At 44.7% G+C, this 19217-nt stretch carries 11 protein-coding genes; all 11 read left to right on the forward strand.

Annotation, left to right across the window (positions count from 1 at the left end):
• Positions 1 to 11 precede the first annotated feature (11 nt).
• The 11 genes from ABN702_RS00975 (at position 12) to ABN702_RS01025 (ending at position 18918) form a co-directional block, all read left to right on the forward strand.
• Positions 12 to 2033, forward strand: coding sequence for a hypothetical protein (locus ABN702_RS00975; protein WP_417899017.1), 2022 nt, complete (start codon positions 12 to 14; stop codon positions 2031 to 2033).
• A complete protein-coding gene (locus tag ABN702_RS00980; RefSeq protein ID WP_417899018.1) occupies positions 2026 to 4284 on the forward strand; it encodes a DUF5696 domain-containing protein in 2259 nt (752 codons plus the stop codon). Before ABN702_RS00975 ends, ABN702_RS00980 begins: the two co-directional genes overlap by 8 nt.
• Before the next feature lie 2 nt (positions 4285 to 4286).
• Positions 4287 to 5150, forward strand: a complete 864-nt coding sequence (locus ABN702_RS00985) for a carbohydrate ABC transporter permease (protein WP_417899019.1) — start codon at positions 4287 to 4289, stop codon at positions 5148 to 5150.
• Between the two features lie 14 nt (positions 5151 to 5164).
• Positions 5165 to 6121, forward strand: a complete 957-nt coding sequence (locus ABN702_RS00990) for a carbohydrate ABC transporter permease (RefSeq protein ID WP_204412370.1) — start codon at positions 5165 to 5167, stop codon at positions 6119 to 6121.
• A gap of 569 nt (positions 6122 to 6690) precedes the next feature.
• Complete coding sequence (gene bglX, locus ABN702_RS00995) at positions 6691 to 8850, forward strand: beta-glucosidase BglX (RefSeq protein WP_417899020.1); 2160 nt, start codon at positions 6691 to 6693, stop codon at positions 8848 to 8850.
• 23 nt (positions 8851 to 8873) lie between these two features.
• On the forward strand, positions 8874 to 12221 hold the full coding sequence (locus ABN702_RS01000; protein WP_417899021.1) for a GH36-type glycosyl hydrolase domain-containing protein: 3348 nt from the start codon (positions 8874 to 8876) through the stop codon (positions 12219 to 12221).
• Between the two features lie 655 nt (positions 12222 to 12876).
• Entirely contained in the window at positions 12877 to 13662 is a 786-nt protein-coding gene (locus ABN702_RS01005) for a sugar phosphate isomerase/epimerase family protein (protein ID WP_417899022.1), read from the forward strand.
• A 4-nt stretch (positions 13663 to 13666) separates the two neighbouring features.
• A complete protein-coding gene (locus ABN702_RS01010) occupies positions 13667 to 14803 on the forward strand; it encodes a Gfo/Idh/MocA family protein (protein ID WP_417899023.1) in 1137 nt (378 codons plus the stop codon).
• A gap of 417 nt (positions 14804 to 15220) precedes the next feature.
• Positions 15221 to 16585, forward strand: a complete 1365-nt coding sequence (locus tag ABN702_RS01015; protein WP_417899024.1) for an ABC transporter substrate-binding protein — start codon at positions 15221 to 15223, stop codon at positions 16583 to 16585.
• A 68-nt stretch (positions 16586 to 16653) separates the two neighbouring features.
• Complete coding sequence (locus ABN702_RS01020) at positions 16654 to 17769, forward strand: Gfo/Idh/MocA family protein (RefSeq protein ID WP_417899025.1); 1116 nt, start codon at positions 16654 to 16656, stop codon at positions 17767 to 17769.
• A 159-nt stretch (positions 17770 to 17928) separates the two neighbouring features.
• On the forward strand, positions 17929 to 18918 hold the full coding sequence (locus tag ABN702_RS01025) for a LacI family DNA-binding transcriptional regulator (protein WP_417899026.1): 990 nt from the start codon (positions 17929 to 17931) through the stop codon (positions 18916 to 18918).
• Positions 18919 to 19217 lie beyond the last annotated feature (299 nt).

Here is a 19217-nt window from a genome sequence, read left to right on the forward strand (position 1 = left end):
GAGGAAAGAAAATGAAGCAAATCTTCATCGGCTTACTATGTGTTTGGCTACTGATACTCTTTCCAGCACAATCCTCTGCTTCGCTTTCTGTTCCTTACAAGACGGAGACGGTTTCATCCGAGGGGGATATCATAGAAACGCAGACAGCCTATATCCCTGTCAGTCTCTTTGGAAGTAACAGTGAGATTGTTAATCCAGAAGATGTTTACATTGATGAAAATAACAATGTGTATGTAGCGGATTCAGGAACGAAAAAGGTCACAAAATTCGATGAGAACGGCAAAAAGCTTCTAGAGGTCGGGGAAGGTCAGCTAGCCCAGCCAACAGGAGTGTATGTGGACCACAACCAGGAAATCTATGTTGCGGACTATAAAAATGAGAAGGTGTTCCGTTTCTCCCAGGAAGGCGAGATGATCCAGGAATATGGAAGGCCAGACTCTCCCTTGTTCGGAACAAGATCACCGTATAAGCCTCAAAAAGTAACCGTGGATAAGCGGGGGAACCTCTATATTATCGGGGAAGGTTCCAATAACGGTATTATCCAGATTGGGCAGGACGGCACATTCCTTGGATTCTTTGGAGTAAACCGTACCCAATCGTCCCTTATGTCTGTGGTGCAGGATGCACTTACGACAGAAGGGCAAAAATCAAGAATGTTCCTTAAGGTTCCACCGGCGCCAACCAATATAGCCATTGATGAAAAAGGGCTGGTATTCACCGTTACAGCCGGTACAAAATTTGAAGTAATCCGAAAGTTGAATATTGCGGGAAGCAATATACTCCCTTCTGACATCTCGGATACTACCAATCTGAGAGACATTTCTGTCGGGCCACTCGGAAACTTCTTTGTTCTTGAAAACAACGGCCGTATCTATGAATATGACAGCTATGGAAATCTTCTCTTCATTTTCGGTGGCAAGGATGATGGGACAAACCGACTCGGCTTGTTCAAGGATCCAACAGGAATAAGCGTGGATAATCTTGGCCGCCTTCTTGTAACCGATCGTGAAAGAGGAACCATTCAGATGCTTGAACCGACCGCATTCGCGGAAATGATGCATGGAGGGATTTCCCTATATGCAGAAGGGCTCTATGTAGAAAGTGGAAAGTACTGGAGCGAGGTTCTGCGCCTGAACTCTTCCATTGGTCTTGCCCATTATGCAATGGGAGAAGCCTACTACAAGCAGCAGCAGTATGACGAAGCACTTGAATCATTCAAGATCGTCAACAGCAAGGAAGGATACTCCAATTCCTTCTGGGAGATAAGAAACATCTGGATGCAGGAGCACTTGAGCAAGGTATTCGCAGTAATCATCGGCCTGTTCGCGATCCGGGCTTCTGTCCTGTATGTGGATAAAAAGAAGGGAATTCTTACACAGCCACGGAAAAGATGGAAGAGGATCAAAGCGAAAACGCTGATCAGCGAGCTTCTGTTCCTTGTGAACTTCCTGAAGAAACCGGTCGATAGCTTCTATTATGTAAAGCGGGTCAGAAAGGTATCCCTGCTTTCTGCTACTATTCTTTACTTTGTTCTATTCGTGGAATATCTCATGATGAAATATTTCACTGGCTTTATTTTCAGAGGGTCAAACGCAGACCAGATCAATTTTGCATTCGAGCTTGTGACACTCTTCCTGCCAATTTTGTTGTTCATCGTATCCAATTACCTGGTGAGTACGATCAGTGACGGAGAAGGAAGATTCCGGGACATCTACATAGGAACCATCTATAGCTTGGCTCCCTATCTGGTGTTCATCATTCCGGTCACGCTGTTATCCAATGCATTGACTCTGAATGAAGCATTCCTTTACACCTTCTCGATGCAGGTCATGATCGGCTGGTCGCTGGTTATCCTGTTCATCATGGTAAAAGAGATACATGCCTATGAATTCTTTGAAACAGTAAGAAACATACTGATCACGATATTCTGTATGATCATCATCGTGCTCGTGTGCTTCATCATTTACGTATTAATGGATCAAGTAGTAGACTTTGTCACAGCGATCATTCAGGAGGTGATTCTCCGTGTATAAAAAGATAATCCTGTTTCTGCTGATTGCCATGCTTCCCATCCATGTTATCGCGGATTCGCTGACAGATAAGGAAGAACTGGATGAGATTGAAGTGGAATCTGAGCTTGGAGAAGAGACGCTCCGATTTGATTCCAACCAATTTACGCAAACGGAAAAAGAGAATAAGCCACTTCCGGAAGGAACTTTAGAAGGATTTGAAAAGGTTACCGAAAACGAAGAGCTGGCTCTTTACGTAAACAGGGCATCCCTTGCTATCAAGATCCAGAACAAGAGCACGGGATATATCTGGAACTCCGGATTGGATCAGCCTGAAAACTATCGACTGAACAATACATGGACAGAAATGGTCCAATCGGCCATCACGATCGATTACCTGGACCGCAAAGGAAACGTGAAAACGGAAAGTATTCTGACATCCGAATCTGCTTCAGAGATCACGATGGAGGAAAACGGCTTCACTGCTGATATCGAATTCAAGAATTCGAGCATTGATGTTCAGCTGAAGGTGAGCCTCGAAGAAGACGATGTCTTAATCGAAGTTCCCGATGCAGGAATCAAGGATGGTAAGTACAACAAAATCGTTTCCATGAAAGTATACCCGTTTCTTGGAGCAGTCAATGAGGAAGACATCAGCGGCTATCTGTTCATCCCTGATGGAAGCGGCGCTTTGATGAGATTCGAAAAAAGCCCGTTCCGTTCCGACACTCCCTTCGTAGGCAACATTTATGGCACAGATGAAGGATTCACCCGTAATATCGAATCCCAGGATGACTACACCTATCCGACACAGGAAATATCCGTTCCTGTATATGGGGCGGTTCATGGAGTAAAGCAAAATGGATTCATCACCGCCATTGAAGAGGGGCAAAGCTATGGAAGCATTCTCGCTTATCCTTCCGGCGCTTCCACCGACTTTTTCTGGGTAACCTCCCAGTACCAGTACCGCTTCAGCTACTATCAGCCTACAAGTAAAAGCATGGGCGGCTTCAATGTCTATCAGGAGGAAAAGAACTCCTTTGACATCAAGCAGCGTGTCATGATCCTTGAGGATGAAGAAGCGGACTACGTAGGAATGGCAAAACGCTACCAGGAACGATTGGTGGAGACGGGCGGCCTTGAAAAAGAAGAGGATGCCGTCGATGTCCGCCTTGAATTCCTAGGTGGAGAAACAAAAAAAGGCCTGCTATGGGATACTGTTCTACCAATGACAAGAGTGGACGAGATCCCAGGCTATGTTGAAGAGCTTCAGAAAAATGAAGTGGACAATATGCACGTCGTTTACCGCGGCTATACAAAGGGCGGTCTGACAGGCACCCTGCCTGAGAAGTTCCCGCTTGAAGGCAAGCTTGGAAGCGATGCCGACTATGAGGAAACGATGAAGCAATTGAAGGACAAGGATATTCCTTTCTATTTCTATACTGATTTTACAAAAGCCTATGAAGGCGCATCCGGTTTCTCCGGAAGCAAGGATGTCGCGAAAAAGAAAAATGCACAGCCGATGACACAGAGAGAGTATGGCAAAATGAGCTACTATCTCAGCCCGGAAAAGACATTGGAAATTGCCAAACAAGATCAGAAAGACTTCAAGGAGCATGGTGTAACTAACCTTGCAGTCGATACGACCGGCTATACCCTGTTCTCTGACTTCAACAAAGGGATGACAAGCACGAGAACCGATATGATCCAAACATATCAAGAAACCTTCGAGCTTTTTCAGGAACAAATGGGAGGGTTATCCTTCTATAAGCCGAACGATTATGCCTGGGGCTATATGGACCGATACCTCGATATGCCGATGTATTCGTCCAGCTATATGTTTGTGACAGATACGGTACCATTCCTGCAAATCGTCCTAAAGGGCTACAAGCCATACTATGCAAGCTTTTCGAACTTCTCGCATAACCCGACAGAGGAAGTCTTGAGAATGATCGAATTTGGTGCTTATCCTTCTTTCTATCTGACGACGGAATCCTCCCAGGAGCTATTGAAAACTCCATCAAGAGGTCTGTACACTTCCGAGTTTGAAGTTTGGAAGGAACAAGTCATCGAGCAATACAAGGCAGTGAAGGAAAGCCTTGGAGAAGTGGAAAACATGACCATCACCGATCGCATTGTCCATAAAAAAGGAGTGGTCGAAGTGGTGTATGAAAATGGCGTATCCATCATTGTCAATTACACGGAAGCACCATTCAACGTAAAAGGTGTGGATGTGGAAGCAACATCTTTTGAAGTAGTAGAGGGGGGAAGATAAGCATGAAGCAGATGTCCATGAAATCAAAGAATACACTAACAGGCTTGATGTTTATCTCACCATGGATTTTAGGATTCCTGATTTTCACAGCGGTTCCCCTTTTCTACTCGCTGTTTTTGAGCTTTCAGCAAGTAAAAATTACGACACAGGGGATCCAGACGAAGTTTGTGAAATTAGACAACTTTGAATATGCTTTCACGGTGGATGCCCTATTTACCCAAAAGCTTCTGACCTTTTTACAGGAGCTGGTTCTGTCGGTGCCGATAATCATCGTATTCTCGTTGATTATCGCATTGCTACTCAACCAGCCTATCAAGTTCAGAAACTTTTTCAGAACGATCTTTTTCCTGCCTGTTATCATTGCAAGTGGTCCGGTTATCAATGAACTGATCGCACAGGGAGTGACAAGCATTCCATCCATCAAGGAATACGCGATTTTTGAATCGATGCTTTCCTCGGAAGGATTTTTCAGTACCGTACTCCTGTATCTGATGGACAACCTGATCATCATTTTATGGTTCTCCGGGGTTCAGTTCCTGATATTCCTGGCTGCCCTGCAAAAAATTGACCAGCAGGTATATGAAGCGGCAAAAATTGATGGCGCATCCAACTGGGAATGCTTCTGGAAGGTGACCCTGCCAAGCATCTTCCCGATGATCGTTGTCAATACCGTATATACAATAGTAATGTTCTCCGTCTTTTCTCTTAATCCGGTAATTGAACATATTCAGACGAATATGTTCCAGATAGACACTGGTTTCGGCTATGCCTCCGCCTTGTCTTGGATCTACTTCCTACTCATTGCGGCAGCACTTGCCATTTCAGTAGGTCTTCTAACGTTCAGAGGGAAGAAAAAATATGCATAAGGGAGGGAAGATTCATGGCAAGCTGGCTATCAACTAATCGGAAAAAAAGCATCCATCCATATGCAACGAAGCTAAAGAAAATGACATTCGGTGTTAAAGGGAATGACGGCTTTCTCTACAAGCTTTTCATCTATGGCCTTTTGGTCGGGATCGGATTCGTTTACCTATATCCGCTCTTGTATATGACATCCTATAGCTTGAAGAGCCTGGATGATATCCTGAATCCTTTGGTGAACTGGTTGCCGACACAATTGTATCTTGATAACTATGAAGCGGCCTATTCTGTTCTGAAGTTCATTCCGACCTTGCTGGAAACCTTGTATGTCACAGCGATTCCGGCCATTGTACAGACTGCGGTCTGTGCCGTGATCGGCTATGGGTTTGCTCGCTTTGACTTTCCATTCAAGCGTACGATGTTTGTGCTGGTCCTATCGACATTCATCATTCCGCCTCAAGTGACCGTCATCCCTCGTTATGTATTTTTTAACGAGCTAGGGATATTGGGAAGCATCCAGTCGTTCCTTTTCCCTGCGCTGCTTGGGCAAGGAATCAATAGCGCCATTTTCATTCTGATATTTTATCAATTCTTTAAAATGCTGCCAAAGGCTTTGGAAGAAGCTGCCCAGCTTGATGGAGCAGGCTTTCTGCGCATCTTTTTCACCATTGCGCTTCCAATGGCTGGTCCGGCAATCATCATTTCATTCCTTTTCTCGTTCGTATGGTATTGGAATGAAACGTATTTAGCTTCGATCTATTTCGGTAATGCCCTGACGACCTTGCCGCTCGAGCTGCAGAAGTTCGTTGCCACCTATCAGCAGATGTTCCCGCAGGAGGGTGACTCCTCAGAAATCAATGAGGGCATCAAAATGGCCGGAACCGTCATGACAATCCTGCCGATGCTACTAGTCTATCTTGTCACGCAGCGCTGGTTCGTTGAAGGTGTGGACCGTTCCGGTATTGCTGGGGAATAAATTTATGATGCTTTGAACTCCCTGTTGATTTCCGTTCAAGGCATTCGCTTTCCGCGGTGCGGTGCTTGAGCCTCCTCGGCTTGCCTGCGGGGTCTCAAGTCTACCGCTATCTCCCGCAGGAGTCTCATGCCTTGCACTTCAATCAACAGGGGCGACAAGTGACGCACAACGTCTTCACTGAATTTTTATTTTCATAACTTAAATCTTTTGCATGAAGATCATTGTCACAGTTTTGTGTTGATTTCAAGGTCGCTAGCTGTTGATTGGAGCAATAGGCGAAGACTCCTGCGGGAGAAGCGGAGTAGGGGAGACCCCGCAGGCGCAAGCCGAGGAGGCTCCGCACCCGCCCGCGGAAAGCGCAGCCTAGTGCGGAAATCAACAGCGGTGTTTAAAAGACTAATAAAATTATTTTCTTAACAAAGGGAAGGCGCAATTAAAATTGGGCATCGTATAGCTATTTATAGAAACGTTTCGACAAAATAACAGAATTTTACACAAAATATCTTAATTAATATAGGTTTATATGCATAAAAACGTTTCAGTACATGTAAGCCGAGGAGGGAACCATAATGGGGAAAGACGTAAAAGCTCTTTTAGAACAAATGACACTGGATGAAAAAATAGCGCAGCTCTTGCAATTGGCTACTTTTTTCTACAAAGGTGCTGCCGGAGAAGGCGAAATTACTGGTCCAATGGCCAATATGGGAATCAATGAGGACGTTGTAACAAATACCGGCTCCGTTTTGGGAGCATCAGGGGCAAAAGAGGTTCAGAACATCCAGAAAGAGCATTTGGCAGAAAATCGATTAGGTATCCCTTTGCTTATCATGGCTGACATCGTTCACGGATTTAAAACGATTTTCCCGGTACCACTCGCAATCGGGTGTTCCTGGAATATGGAGCTGGCTGAAAAAAGTGCTGAAATAGCGGCAAAGGAAGCAGCCGTATCGGGTGTTCATGTGACATTCGCTCCGATGGTGGACCTTGTTCGTGATCCGCGCTGGGGACGAGTGATGGAATCCACTGGTGAGGATCCATACTTGAACAGCGAGTTTGCTAGAGCCTTCGTACGAGGTTTCCAAGGTAATGACCTAACGAACGACCTTCATCGTGTAGCGGCTTGCGTCAAGCACTTTGCTGCTTATGGGGCAGCGGAAGGTGGACGTGACTATAACACAGTCAACATGTCAGAAAGACAGCTTCGTGAATCCTATTTGCCAGCATACAAGGCGGCTTTGGATGAAGGCTGTGAAATGGTGATGACGGCATTCAATACGGTGGATGGCATTCCTGCAACAGGAAACAAAAAGCTGATGAGAGAGCTTCTGCGTGACGAGTGGGGCTTTGACGGCGTCATTATCTCCGACTGGGGCGCAGTGAAGGAGCAGATTTTCCACGGTGTTGCAGCGGACGAAAAGGAATGTGCACAAAAGTCGATCGAGGCTGGTGTGGACATCGAAATGATGACCTCCTGCTATCCGAAGCACTTGAAGGAGCTTGTGGAAAGTGGGGATGTGTCAGAGGATACCATCAACGAATCCGTACTTCGCATCCTGACATTAAAAGAAAAACTTGGACTTTTTGAAAACCCATATCGCGGGGCATCGGAGGAGCTGGAGGCGGAAGTCATCCTGTCTGAAGAGCATCGTAAAGTATCAAGGGAACTGGCGACAAAATCTTGTGTTCTATTAAAAAATGAAAATGTCCTTCCTCTGAATAAAGAGCAGAAGATTGCACTGATTGGACCGTTTGCTTCAAGCGGGGATATTATGGGCGCATGGTCCTGGCATGGAAGACAGGAGGATGCGGTACAGCTGCAGACAGCATTCAGGACGAAATTGGATTCCGCAAACTTGACGGTAGCACAAGGCTCTGACATAGAGACTATTACTGAAGAGCAGATCCAGGATGCGGTAAAAGCAGCACGGGATGCTGATGTGATTGTCCTTGCTGTCGGGGAGAGAGCGGACATGAGCGGAGAGGCAAAGTGCCGCGCTGACATTCGCTTACCACAGGCACAGCTTGAACTGATCGAAAGAATGAAAGAATTGCACAAACCGATCGTTACCGTACTGTTCAATGGTAGACCATTGGATCTTCACGGTGTGATTGATAGAGTGGATGCCTTACTTGAAGCATGGTATCCAGGGACAGAAGGTGGCGCTGCCGTTGCAGATCTACTGTTCGGGGATGCAAACCCTTCAGGTAAACTGACGATGAGCTTCCCGTATTCCGTGGGTCAGGTTCCTGTCTATTACAATCACTTTAATACAGGCAGACCAAACAGACTGGATGCACCAGATCACTATGTGTCCAAATATCTCGATATTCCGAACGAACCGCTTCTACCATTTGGCTACGGACTAAGCTATACAAGCTTCACGTATGGTGAAATGAGCCTATCAAAGGAAACGGTAACACCAAACGAACCGATTACAGCGTCCATCCAGGTGACCAATTCCGGTCCAATGCCGGGAGAGGAAATCGTTCAGTTCTATGTTCGCGATATTGCCGGTGAAATCGTTCGTCCGTTGAAGGAATTGAAAGGCTATCAAAAAGTATGGCTTGCGCCTGGTGAAACGAAGGAAGTCAGCTTCACGATTTCGGAGGAAGCCCTTCACTACTACCAAGCAAACCTGGAGTTTACAAGTGATAATGGGGAATTCCATGCCATGATCGGACCAAACAGCACGGAGCTCACACTTCGTTCATTCAGACTAGAGAAATAGAAGAACTAAAAGGAGGAATTTCCATGCACACTCAAACTAGAAATGACGCTAAAATTAATATTCAGGCAGGAAACTATCGATTTACGTTTTTAAACAGTGGAGATATCTTCGAGGCTACTCATAAAGAAATCATGATCAACCAATGGATGTCCAACCCGGTAGACGGAGCGCTTAATAATATTTATTTACGCTTGCATCAAGAAGATGGGATAAAAGCATTTCCTCTTTTGGGCGTTCAATCTACAAGCAAGGTGAGCTATTCCGAATCCCGCATGGTCTGGGAAGGCACAGTGGAAAACGTTTCCTATCAGGTCATCTTCCACCTATCGGAAAAAGGCATCTGGTTCTGGGACGTAACGGTAGAGGGCCAAGGCCAGACTGTTGACCTTATCTATGGACAGGATGTCGGGATCGGAAGCAAAGGCCTAATCCGGTCCAATGAATCCTATCTATCCCAATACATCGACCACAAGGTGTTTGAAGAGGAGAGCAGAGGCTTTGTAGTCTGCTCCCGCCAGAACCAGCCGCAGCCGGGAGGATTCCCATATCTGCAGCAGGGCTCTCTGACAAAAGCGGTGGGGTATTCAACGGACGGGTTCCAATTCTTTGGTCTTTCCTATAAAGAAACAAACAAGCCGGAAATCCTTTCACAAGCATCTCTTCCGAATGAAGTGTATCAGTACGAATTCGCATACACCGGATTGCAATCAAAAAAGGTGACACTGGACGGCAGCAAGCAGTTCGTGTTCTACGGTCTTTTTAAAGAAAACCAGCAGAAGGCGGTAACAGCACTTGAGTTTACAGACGAAGTGGAGCAGGCTTGGCAGGAGGTTCTTCCAAGTGCAGCGGCTGAACTTCAGTCTATCGAAAAAATGAGCATCCTTCCGACAATCGGAGGAACCCTTTCTGGAAATGCTTGGACAAAAGAAGAAGTGGATGCGCATTATCCTGTCCGCCATCAGGAGGAATGGGAAGGTGATTCCCTGCTTTCCTTCTTCACCGACACACATGAGCATGTGGTGCTGAAAGAAAAGGAACAGCATGTGGAACGTCCTCATGGCCACATCATCATGTCCGGTAACAACGACAAAATGACGGAAAATGTTATTACTTCCACATCGTACATGTACGGAATTTTCAACTCACAGTTGGTGGTTGGGAACACAAGCTTCAACAAAATGATGACCAATGCACGTAACGCCCTGAACGTGATGAAAACTTCCGGTCAGCGCATCTATGTAGAGATAGAAGGTAGCTACAAGCTGTTGACCATGCCATCCGTGTTCGAGATCGGCTTCAACTATGCACGCTGGTTCTACAAAACAGCGGATGACACGATTATCATCACAAACTATACAGTTGTTGATTCACCAGAAGTTCACCTGACTGTAAGTTCAGAAAAAGGAAAAGCGTACCGCTACCTTGTAACGAACCAAATCAGTATGAACAATAACGAGCTGGACAAAGATTTCGGCATGCATGTCGATGGAAAAACTTTATCCTTCCATGCAGCAGAAGGCTCTGATTCGATTCATACGTATCCGAACCTCGCTTACAAGCTGACGATTGCTGGTGCAGACTTCACGGTGGAGAATGAGGGCAAGCTTGCGCAAAATGTTGTGCCAAATTCCGCTTCCCTAGTAGTGCTTGAGCTTGGGGCAACTTCCGAGTGGAACATGACTGTTCAAGGATTGCTTCACGGAGAAGAACTGCCATTTGTTCAACGTGACGTATCAGCGGAAATCGATCGTTACCGTGCATTCTTTGAAAATGTCATGAATGGCTTTAAGCTTTCCCAGAATGGCGAAGGAACCGAAGAACTGGAAAAAGTGAATGCATTGGCATGGTGGTACACCCACAATATGCTTGTCCACTACTCTGTCCCTCACGGCTTGGAGCAGTACGGTGGGGCAGCATGGGGAACTCGTGACGTATGCCAGGGGCCGACTGAATACTTCATGGCTACACAAAAATACGACAGCGTAAAGGAAATCATCAAGAAGGTCTATTCCCACCAGTACGAGGACACAGGAAACTGGCCGCAGTGGTTCATGTTCGATAAATACTTCCGCATCCAGCACGATGAAAGCCATGGTGATATCATTGTCTGGCCGCTGAAAGTCTTAAGTGACTATCTGACTATCACGAAGGACTACAGCATTCTGCAGGAGCAGGTACCTTACACAATCCGTAAGGCCTACCAGTTCACGGAAAATACAGCAACGGTTTATGAGCATGCGAAGAAAGAAATCCAGTTCATCAAGGACAACTTCCTGCATGATACGTATCTATCTTCCTACGGAGATGGGGACTGGGATGACACGCTTCAACCTGCTAACGCACAGTTGAAGCAGTACATGGTGAGCAGCTGGACCGTTTCCTTGACCTATCAGGTGCTGAACACATTATCCAAGGCATTGGAAGAAGTGGATCAGACTGAAGCGGCTGAATTGAAAGGCTTAGCGGAAGGAATCGAAAAGGATTTCAATAAATATATGCTTGGTAATGATGTGATTCCAGGCTTCGTCTACATGGAGGAGCCAGGAAAGCCTGAATTGATGGTACATCCAGAGGATACGAAAACAGGCATCCATTATCGACTATTGCCGATGACCCGCAGCATGATCAGTGAGCTGTTGACACCGGAGCAAGCGGAAGCGCATTATGGTGTCATCAAGGAAAAACTGTTCTGCCCGGATGGAGTAAGACTGATGAACCGCCCGGCAAATTACGCTGGAGGAGTAAGCACCCACTTCAAGCGTGCCGAGCAGGCAGCAAACTTCGGCCGTGAAATCGGCTTGCAATACGTACATGCCCACATTCGTTTCGTGGAAGCGATGGCGAAAATCGGTAAAACGGATGAGGTATGGAATGGCTTGAATGTCATCAACCCAATCAACATTCAAAACGCCGTACCAAATGCGGAGCGCCGTCAAAGCAATGCTTACTTCAGCTCCTCAGACGGACAATTCAATACGCGCTATGAAGCACAAGAAGGCTTTGATAAGTTACGCGACGGTTCGGTGAAGGTGAAAGGCGGATGGAGAATTTATTCTTCCGGCCCTGGAATCTACATGAACCAACTGATTTCCAACTGCCTCGGCATTCGCCAGCACGGAGGCGACCTTGTCATCGACCCTGTACTTCCGGAAAAGCTGGATGGACTGAACTTTGAATTCAAGGTGAACGGTCACGACGTAAGCTTCGTCTACCACCTGAACCAGGATGCGAAGAAGGTATCGGTGAACGGACAGGCTGTCCAAGCGGCTGCGTTATCGAACAGATACCGTGAAGGCGGATTTACAATCAGTAAGTCGGTGCTTCAGAAAGTGTTAACTGACGGTAAAAATGTGATTGAGATTTTTGTTTAATATTGATGTAACGGCTGACCCGAAAAGCAGATATGCTTTTCGGGTCAGTTTTTTTGTGCCTATTCCCGCATATTTTGTTGATTGATTATGCCTATTACAGTTATGAGTGGGACCCTGTGAAACAGAGAGTTCCCGATATAAGTTTAGAGCATTTAGTATGTAAAAAACATTCTGTGAAAAGAACTTTAAAAACAACTGATTTTTTATGATTTTTTCAAAGTTCGTGCCTAACTAGTAAGAGTTGATGCCAAAAACCATAGAGTTCGTGCCAAAGTCACTCTAGTTCATGCCAAAAAACAAAAAGTTGATGCCAAAATGTATGGTCTACCATTTAGCCTAAGACTTATTTTTCAATTATTCATGCTGTCTTATTGTAAAAGTATTTAAATAAAAATCGATGAATTATCCAAACTGCATGTTTTTGTTAATTGTCTCGGCTGTTCTTTTCAGTATAATTCTAGGAAAGAAAGTTTTTCAGAATATTCTAAACTGAAGTGAAGGGAGCTATGTTCATAACTGTATTCTCTTTTTAAGCGCATACTTTTCAAAAGTTACAGTCATCAGTTCATCCAAGTTACATTTCCAACATAGACCTGCATCATGTAGATTCTTTATCCTTAAAAATAAAATAATTTATTACATGGAGGTAAAAAGAATGAAATATACAATTGCATCTTATTCATTTCACGGAATGATGAATGAAGGGAAAATGGATGTTTTCGGTTACCTGGAAAGCGCGAAATATCGATATCACCTGAATTCAGCTGATATTTGGAACATGATGCTGGAAAGTTTCGATGTAGACTATTTGAAAAAAGTGAAAGAAGCCATTGATGAAAAAGAGATGTATCTGGCCAATCTCTGTGTCGATTGTGCAGAAGTATGGGATCCGAATCCGGAAGCGAAGGAACAGTGGTACCAGAATGCATTGAAGAACTTGAAGGCGGCTGAGATCTTAGGTGCCGAGACAGTCCGAATCGACATGGGTGGCAGGGATTTGGACATGACGGAGGAACAGTTTGAATATACCGTGATGCGATATAAGGAATATGCAAAAATTGCCCATGATTGCGGGTTTAAGATTGGTCCTGAAAACCATTGGGGAGCTTCTCGTGTACCGGAAAACATTAAGAAAGTATATGAAGCGGTTGACCATCCATCTTTTGGAATCCTGTTGCACTTTGACAACTGGGATGTCGACAAGGAAAACGGTGATAGACTTTGTGCACAATATGCTTTCCATACCCACCTGGCGGCCTGGGTTATCCCACAATGTGAGGAGAAATTAAGGATTCTCGAATCAGTTGGATATCAGGGACATCTTGGAATCGAGCATCACTCATCCAAAAATGAATACAGTCAGGTAGCATGGCAGCTTGCAACAGCGCGTAATACTTGGGAAAATATGAAAAATCAACAATTAAGAAAGATTGGTGTATAATCCTATGGAAAAAATACGAATCGGCGTTATCGGTGTCGGCATCATTGGTAAAGATCATTTGGATAAATACGCAAATGTGACCGGAGCGGAAGTTGTGGCAATCTGTGACATCAATGAACATGAACTGAGAAAGGTATCCGATCAATATAAAATCCCTGATACGTATTTAGACTTCCGTGAGATGTTAAAAAGAGAAGACATTGATGCTGTTGATGTCTGCCTGCATAACAATCTTCATGCTCAAGTGACCATAGAAGCGCTGAAGGCCGGAAAGCATGTGTACTGCGAGAAACCAATTGCAGGTTCATATGTAGATGGAAAGCGGATGTTGGATGCTGCAAAAGAATACGGGAAGAAATTGCACATACAATTGAGTTTCCTTTACTTAAAAGAAACAAAAGCTGCAAAAAAACTGATAGATGACGGTAAGCTAGGAACCTTATACCATGCCAGGTCCACCGGTTTTAGAAGGAGAGGACGTCCATATGTAGATGGATATGGAACAAAGGAATTTCTTCAGAAGAAGATGGCTTCAGGGGGAGCTTTGTTTGACATGGGAGTCTACCGCATCTCACAACTTCTTTATATCATGAACATGCCTAAAGTGAAAACCATTACCGGGAAAACGTATCGCGAACTGGATATGGACGAAAGGAGAAGACAAATCAGCGGATTCGAGGTAGAGGAACTTGGGGTTGGGTTTGTCAGGTTTGAGGGTGGATTAACACTGGACATCATCGAGTCCTGGGCCATTCATCTAAATGGCTTTGAAGGTAGCTATCTTGTAGGCAATGAAGGTGGTATCCAGTTCCCAGGCTACACCAACGGAGTAAGCACCCCATTCAGTTACCATACATCAATAAGTGGGATGGATATGGACGGAACCTTTGATTTAGGGGCAGCGGATTATCGCTGGCATCAGCTCGAGGAAAACACGGATGCCTACGACTCCTCCCAGCATCATTGGATTGCCGCACTCCAAGGCAGGGTGGAACTGTTGCCGACAGCAGAAATTGCCCTTCAGACCATGCTTGTCAGCGAAGGAATCTATCTTTCAAATACCTTGGAGAGAGAAGTAACGGCAGAAGAAGTCATTTCCATGTCCAAGACACAGGCTTTAGAGCCCAGTAATGTATATTGACAGTTTAGATAAAAAGAATTGTAACCGATTACAACGTGAAGTATAATAGTTTTATCGAAACGTATCAATCAGGTAATAATTCAATATAAAATATTTTTTTTGCTTAATAGAAAAACGTTTCGATAAACGCATGATTCTGTTATCGAGATAAGTAGTTTAGTAACTTTCCTAATAATTTTATTTCAAGTGTCTAAAATCTGAAAGTGTGTGTTCAGGAAGAAAGAGAAAGTTCTTGGAATAAGTGAAGACATAGGACCATACTTCATAGGAATTACTGACATCTTAAGATTCGGCCAAGAGTTTCGCATCCAATAGCATAAGGATTTTAAATCCATGCTGCAGGAAGATACATTCAAAGAAATTTTCCTTAACTTTTTGAACACCCTTTTATACCTAACAAACAAAGGGGTGCAGTTCATGAAAATGTTAAAATCCTTGGTGGCAATCTCCACCAGTATGATGCTTCTGATTGGTTGCAGTAATGATACTTCAACGGAAAAGCTAGAAGATAAGAAAGAGGTAACCATCTCCTATGCGAGCTGGAATCTTGGTACCGAAGAAGAGAGAAACCTGAATCGAATAATGATTGAGGAATTCGAAGCGAAATACCCTCACATCAATGTAGAGATCGATGAAACAGTCGTTGCAAGTAAGCAATGGAACGACGGCTTGGCAGCTGCAGCTAGTGCTAATAAAATGCCAGATGTCTTCTCGCTTGCACAGATTCCTCCTGGTATTGCAAACAATTGGCTATTGGATCTCACTGAAATGGCTGCAGATGATGAAGACTTCGCAAAGATTCCGGAAGTAGTGCGGGAATCCGCCACTTACAATGAAGTTCTATACGCATTACCTGCAGGACAGCAACTGTTAGGATACTATGTCAATAAAGACTTGTTCAATCAGGAAAACCTGGATGTTCCGGAAAATGGCTTTAGCATCGATGAGTTTGAGGATGCGGTAAGAAGTGTTACGAATATCAGCAAGGGACAGGTAGGAGTAAACAACCCTAACGCAATTATTGACTGGTATCCGGCGGCGGTAAGTGATACTCTCGGCTGGTATACATACACAGAGGAAGGGTATCACTTGGATAGCAATGAGTTTATAAGTGGCTTGAATTTTGCCAAAAAATTAGTCACAAACGGATATACGTATGAATCACTGACAGACGAACAAAAAAGCAGTTTTACTGGGGAACACCCTGGTGAGGTTTGGACTGCAGGCGGAATGGGACTCGTTTGGGATGGAACATGGGCACTCGCCTCCTTTGAGGAAAACCTGGATTTTGAATATGATTTCATCGGGATTCCCGGTGGCAGAACAGTAGTTGCCAATGATTATATGGGAATCTCCAAAACTACAAAACATGCAGAAGAAGCCTATCTGTTCACAAAATGGATGACATTCGGAAAAGAAGGATACTTGAAACGTATTGAAGTTGCAGTAGCTGAAGAGAAGGGCTTAAGCGGTCTGCCAGTTACAACAGATGAAGAGGTATTGGATGCCTACTTTGAAATTCAAGACCTGCCTGGATTGCGTATTGCTTATGAAAAGCTCGACAATGGTGTAATTGAACCATTCAAATTCGTTCCAGGGTACGTGCAGTCCAGATGGGAGGCACCAACAGGGGTAGCGGTGGAGGACAATCCAAATGCTAACATCACTACGTTATTGGAAGCGGGAGTTAAAGGTAAAGTAAAGATAGAAGATTATATTTCTCAAATCAATGATCTGGCAAATCAAATGCATCAAGAAGGAAAAGAATCGATCGGGCAATAAATATAGCATAATAATGCGGCGATCCTCGGGATCGCCGCTTTTATCATGTAAGATGGGAGTTTTAAAGTATGGAAAAAGTGAAGGTTGGAATTATCGGAACAGGAACAATCAGTGGCATTTATCTGGAGGCACCAAATAAATTCTCAATTTTAGATATTGTGGCAGTTGCCGATATTGATATCGAAAGGGCTCGTGCAAAAGCGGCGGAATACCAAGTGGAAAAGGTGTATTCCGTTGAGGAGATGCTCGCAGATCCCGAAATTGAAATGGTCATCAATTTGACTATTCCAAAAGCGCATATGCAGGTAACAATGGATGCTTTGAAAGCAGGCAAGCACGTATTTGTGGAAAAGCCTTTGACTATCGAAGTCGATGAAGGCAAGGAGATCCTTGAATTGGCTGAGAAAAAAGGTCTGAGAGTTGGATGCGCGCCTGACACATTTCTTGGAGGTTCCTTGCAGACATGCCGCAAGCTGATAGATGACGGCTGGATCGGAAAACCGGTTGCAGCAACTGGCTTCATGCTTGGCGCAGGTCCGGAAGGCTGGCATCCAAATCCTGATTTTTATTACCAAAAAGGTGGAGGCCCGATGTTTGATATGGGTCCATACTATATCACAGCCATGATTCATCTGCTTGGTCCGATTAGACGGGTGACAGGTTCTGCTCAAATCTCATTCCCTGAAAGAACCGTAACAAGAGCCGAAGACTATGGGCGAAAAATTCCGGTAGAGACGCCGACACATGTGACAGGTATTTTGGATTTCGAAGGAGGAGCGGTCGGAACCCTCATCACAAGCTTTGATGTAAAGGGAGGAACACAGCTTCCTTGTATGGAAATCTATGGAACACTAGGAACGTTAAGTGTACCGGACCCGAATAACTTCGGTGGGACGATCACCATCAGAAGAGCGGGGGAAAACCATTTTACGGAGGTGCCATTGGCATACGGTTACAGCGAGAACAGCAGGGGAATCGGTGCAGCGGACATGGCCCATGCCATCAAGAGTGGCCGCCCGCATCGTGCAAGCGGGCAAATGGCCCTGCAGGTGCTAGAGACGATGCATGCCATTCATGAATCCTCCCTTAACGGAAAGCATGTGGCAATCCAGCATGCCTGCGAACGTCCAGCGGCATTCCCTGTAGGATTCTCCCAGGACAGACAGGACCTTTTTGACAAGTAAAATCAATATCTATTGATTATTGTAAGTGTTTACATTATGCTATAGATAGGGTATTGAAACGTTTCAAAACAGTTGGATCCAGTAGTTTCAAAAATCTGAAACTACTCGTCCAGCTTGATATATAGGGGATAGAGAAAACATATTGGAGATGTGAAGAAGATGGCAACAATCAAAGATGTTGCAAAGCTAGCTGGAGTAGCGGTCTCTACAGCTTCTTATGCACTGAATAATGTAAACAAGGTAAGCCCTGCCACCATGAAGAAGGTGCAGGAGGCCGCACGTGAACTGAACTATATGAAAAATGGATTTGCATCCGATTTAAAGCGGACCAAGACCAATACCATTGCACTGATTTTAAAGGATCTATCAGGACCCTTCTATTCAGAACTGATAGAAGGTGTTCAAGAGGTCACCATCAGAAACGGCTATGATCTGATCGCCTGCAGCTCTGTCGGAGGCGCGCAATCCACAGCTGTTAAATTCCTGAAGGAAAAGCGCGTGGACGGTGCCATTATCCTCGCACATAACATCAGTGACGATATCATTCTCGAATCTGCAAGAGAAGGCTTCCCGATCGTCGTGCTGGATCGGAAAATAAAACATCCATTTGTCTATGAGGTGGAAGTAGATAATATCCATGGAGGCTATTTGGCTACCGAGCACCTTATTGATAAAGGACACCGTGAAATAGCGTTTGTCAGCGGACCAATGGATTCCCATGATAATACGATGCGCTTTGAAGGCTATCAGGATGCGTTAAGGCATTACGGAATCCCTTATCAATCCAAATGGAAAGTGTATGGCGACTTTACACGCGAAGGAGGCTACCGTGCAACAAAGATGCTGATTGCCCAACGCGACCTGCCGCAAGCATTCTTCTATGCGAACGATGAAATGGCGATCGGCGGCCTGCAGGCATTCAAAGAAAACAAGATTAGCGTACCAAACGACATTTCCATCATCGGCTACGACGATATCCAGCTTTCCGAATACGTCAGTCCTCCTTTGACGACCATCAGGCAGCCGAAATATGAAGTAGGCGCATTGGCCGTCCATGTCGTGTTCCAGGCCTTATCCAAAGAAAAAGTGGAACAGTCCTATAAGCTATCAACCGAACTCATTGCAAGAAATTCCGTCAAACACACATAGAAGCCATTCTTTCTTCCTATACTTTATGGAGAAGGAAGAGGGCTTCTTTTTTTTTTACCATTTCCAAAAAAAAGTCGGAATTATCCTATCCAGTTCGGACATTAACATTGAAAACGCTTTTATATCCATTTATAATAGAGTAGTATTTGTTGAAACGTTTCGTAGAAAAGTTTATGGAAACGTTCTCATATTGCAATCAATAGATGGGTATATTTGGAATCTGTTAAATAAAAGTGTAGATAAAATGAATCTAGCTGTTGATTGGAGCAATAGGCGAAGACTCCTGCGGGAGATAGCGG

The sequence above is a fragment of the Bacillus haimaensis genome (assembly GCF_048270625.1).
GTDB lineage: Bacteria > Bacillota > Bacilli > Bacillales > Bacillaceae_I > Sutcliffiella_A > Sutcliffiella_A haimaensis.

Excerpts from the sequence above, each read along its gene's own strand:
- ABN702_RS00975 (WP_417899017.1), top strand. The coding sequence starts at position 12 with ATGAAGCAAATCTTCATCGGCTTACTATGTGTTTGGCTACTGATACTC.
- ABN702_RS00985 (WP_417899019.1), top strand. The coding sequence starts at position 4,287 with ATGAAGCAGATGTCCATGAAATCAAAGAATACACTAACAGGCTTGATG.
- ABN702_RS00990 (WP_204412370.1), top strand. The coding sequence starts at position 5,165 with ATGGCAAGCTGGCTATCAACTAATCGGAAAAAAAGCATCCATCCATAT.
- bglX (WP_417899020.1), top strand. The coding sequence starts at position 6,691 with ATGGGGAAAGACGTAAAAGCTCTTTTAGAACAAATGACACTGGATGAA.
- ABN702_RS01000 (WP_417899021.1), top strand. The coding sequence starts at position 8,874 with ATGCACACTCAAACTAGAAATGACGCTAAAATTAATATTCAGGCAGGA.
- ABN702_RS01005 (WP_417899022.1), top strand. The coding sequence starts at position 12,877 with ATGAAATATACAATTGCATCTTATTCATTTCACGGAATGATGAATGAA.
- ABN702_RS01010 (WP_417899023.1), top strand. The coding sequence starts at position 13,667 with ATGGAAAAAATACGAATCGGCGTTATCGGTGTCGGCATCATTGGTAAA.
- ABN702_RS01015 (WP_417899024.1), top strand. The coding sequence starts at position 15,221 with ATGAAAATGTTAAAATCCTTGGTGGCAATCTCCACCAGTATGATGCTT.
- ABN702_RS01020 (WP_417899025.1), top strand. The coding sequence starts at position 16,654 with ATGGAAAAAGTGAAGGTTGGAATTATCGGAACAGGAACAATCAGTGGC.
- ABN702_RS01025 (WP_417899026.1), top strand. The coding sequence starts at position 17,929 with ATGGCAACAATCAAAGATGTTGCAAAGCTAGCTGGAGTAGCGGTCTCT.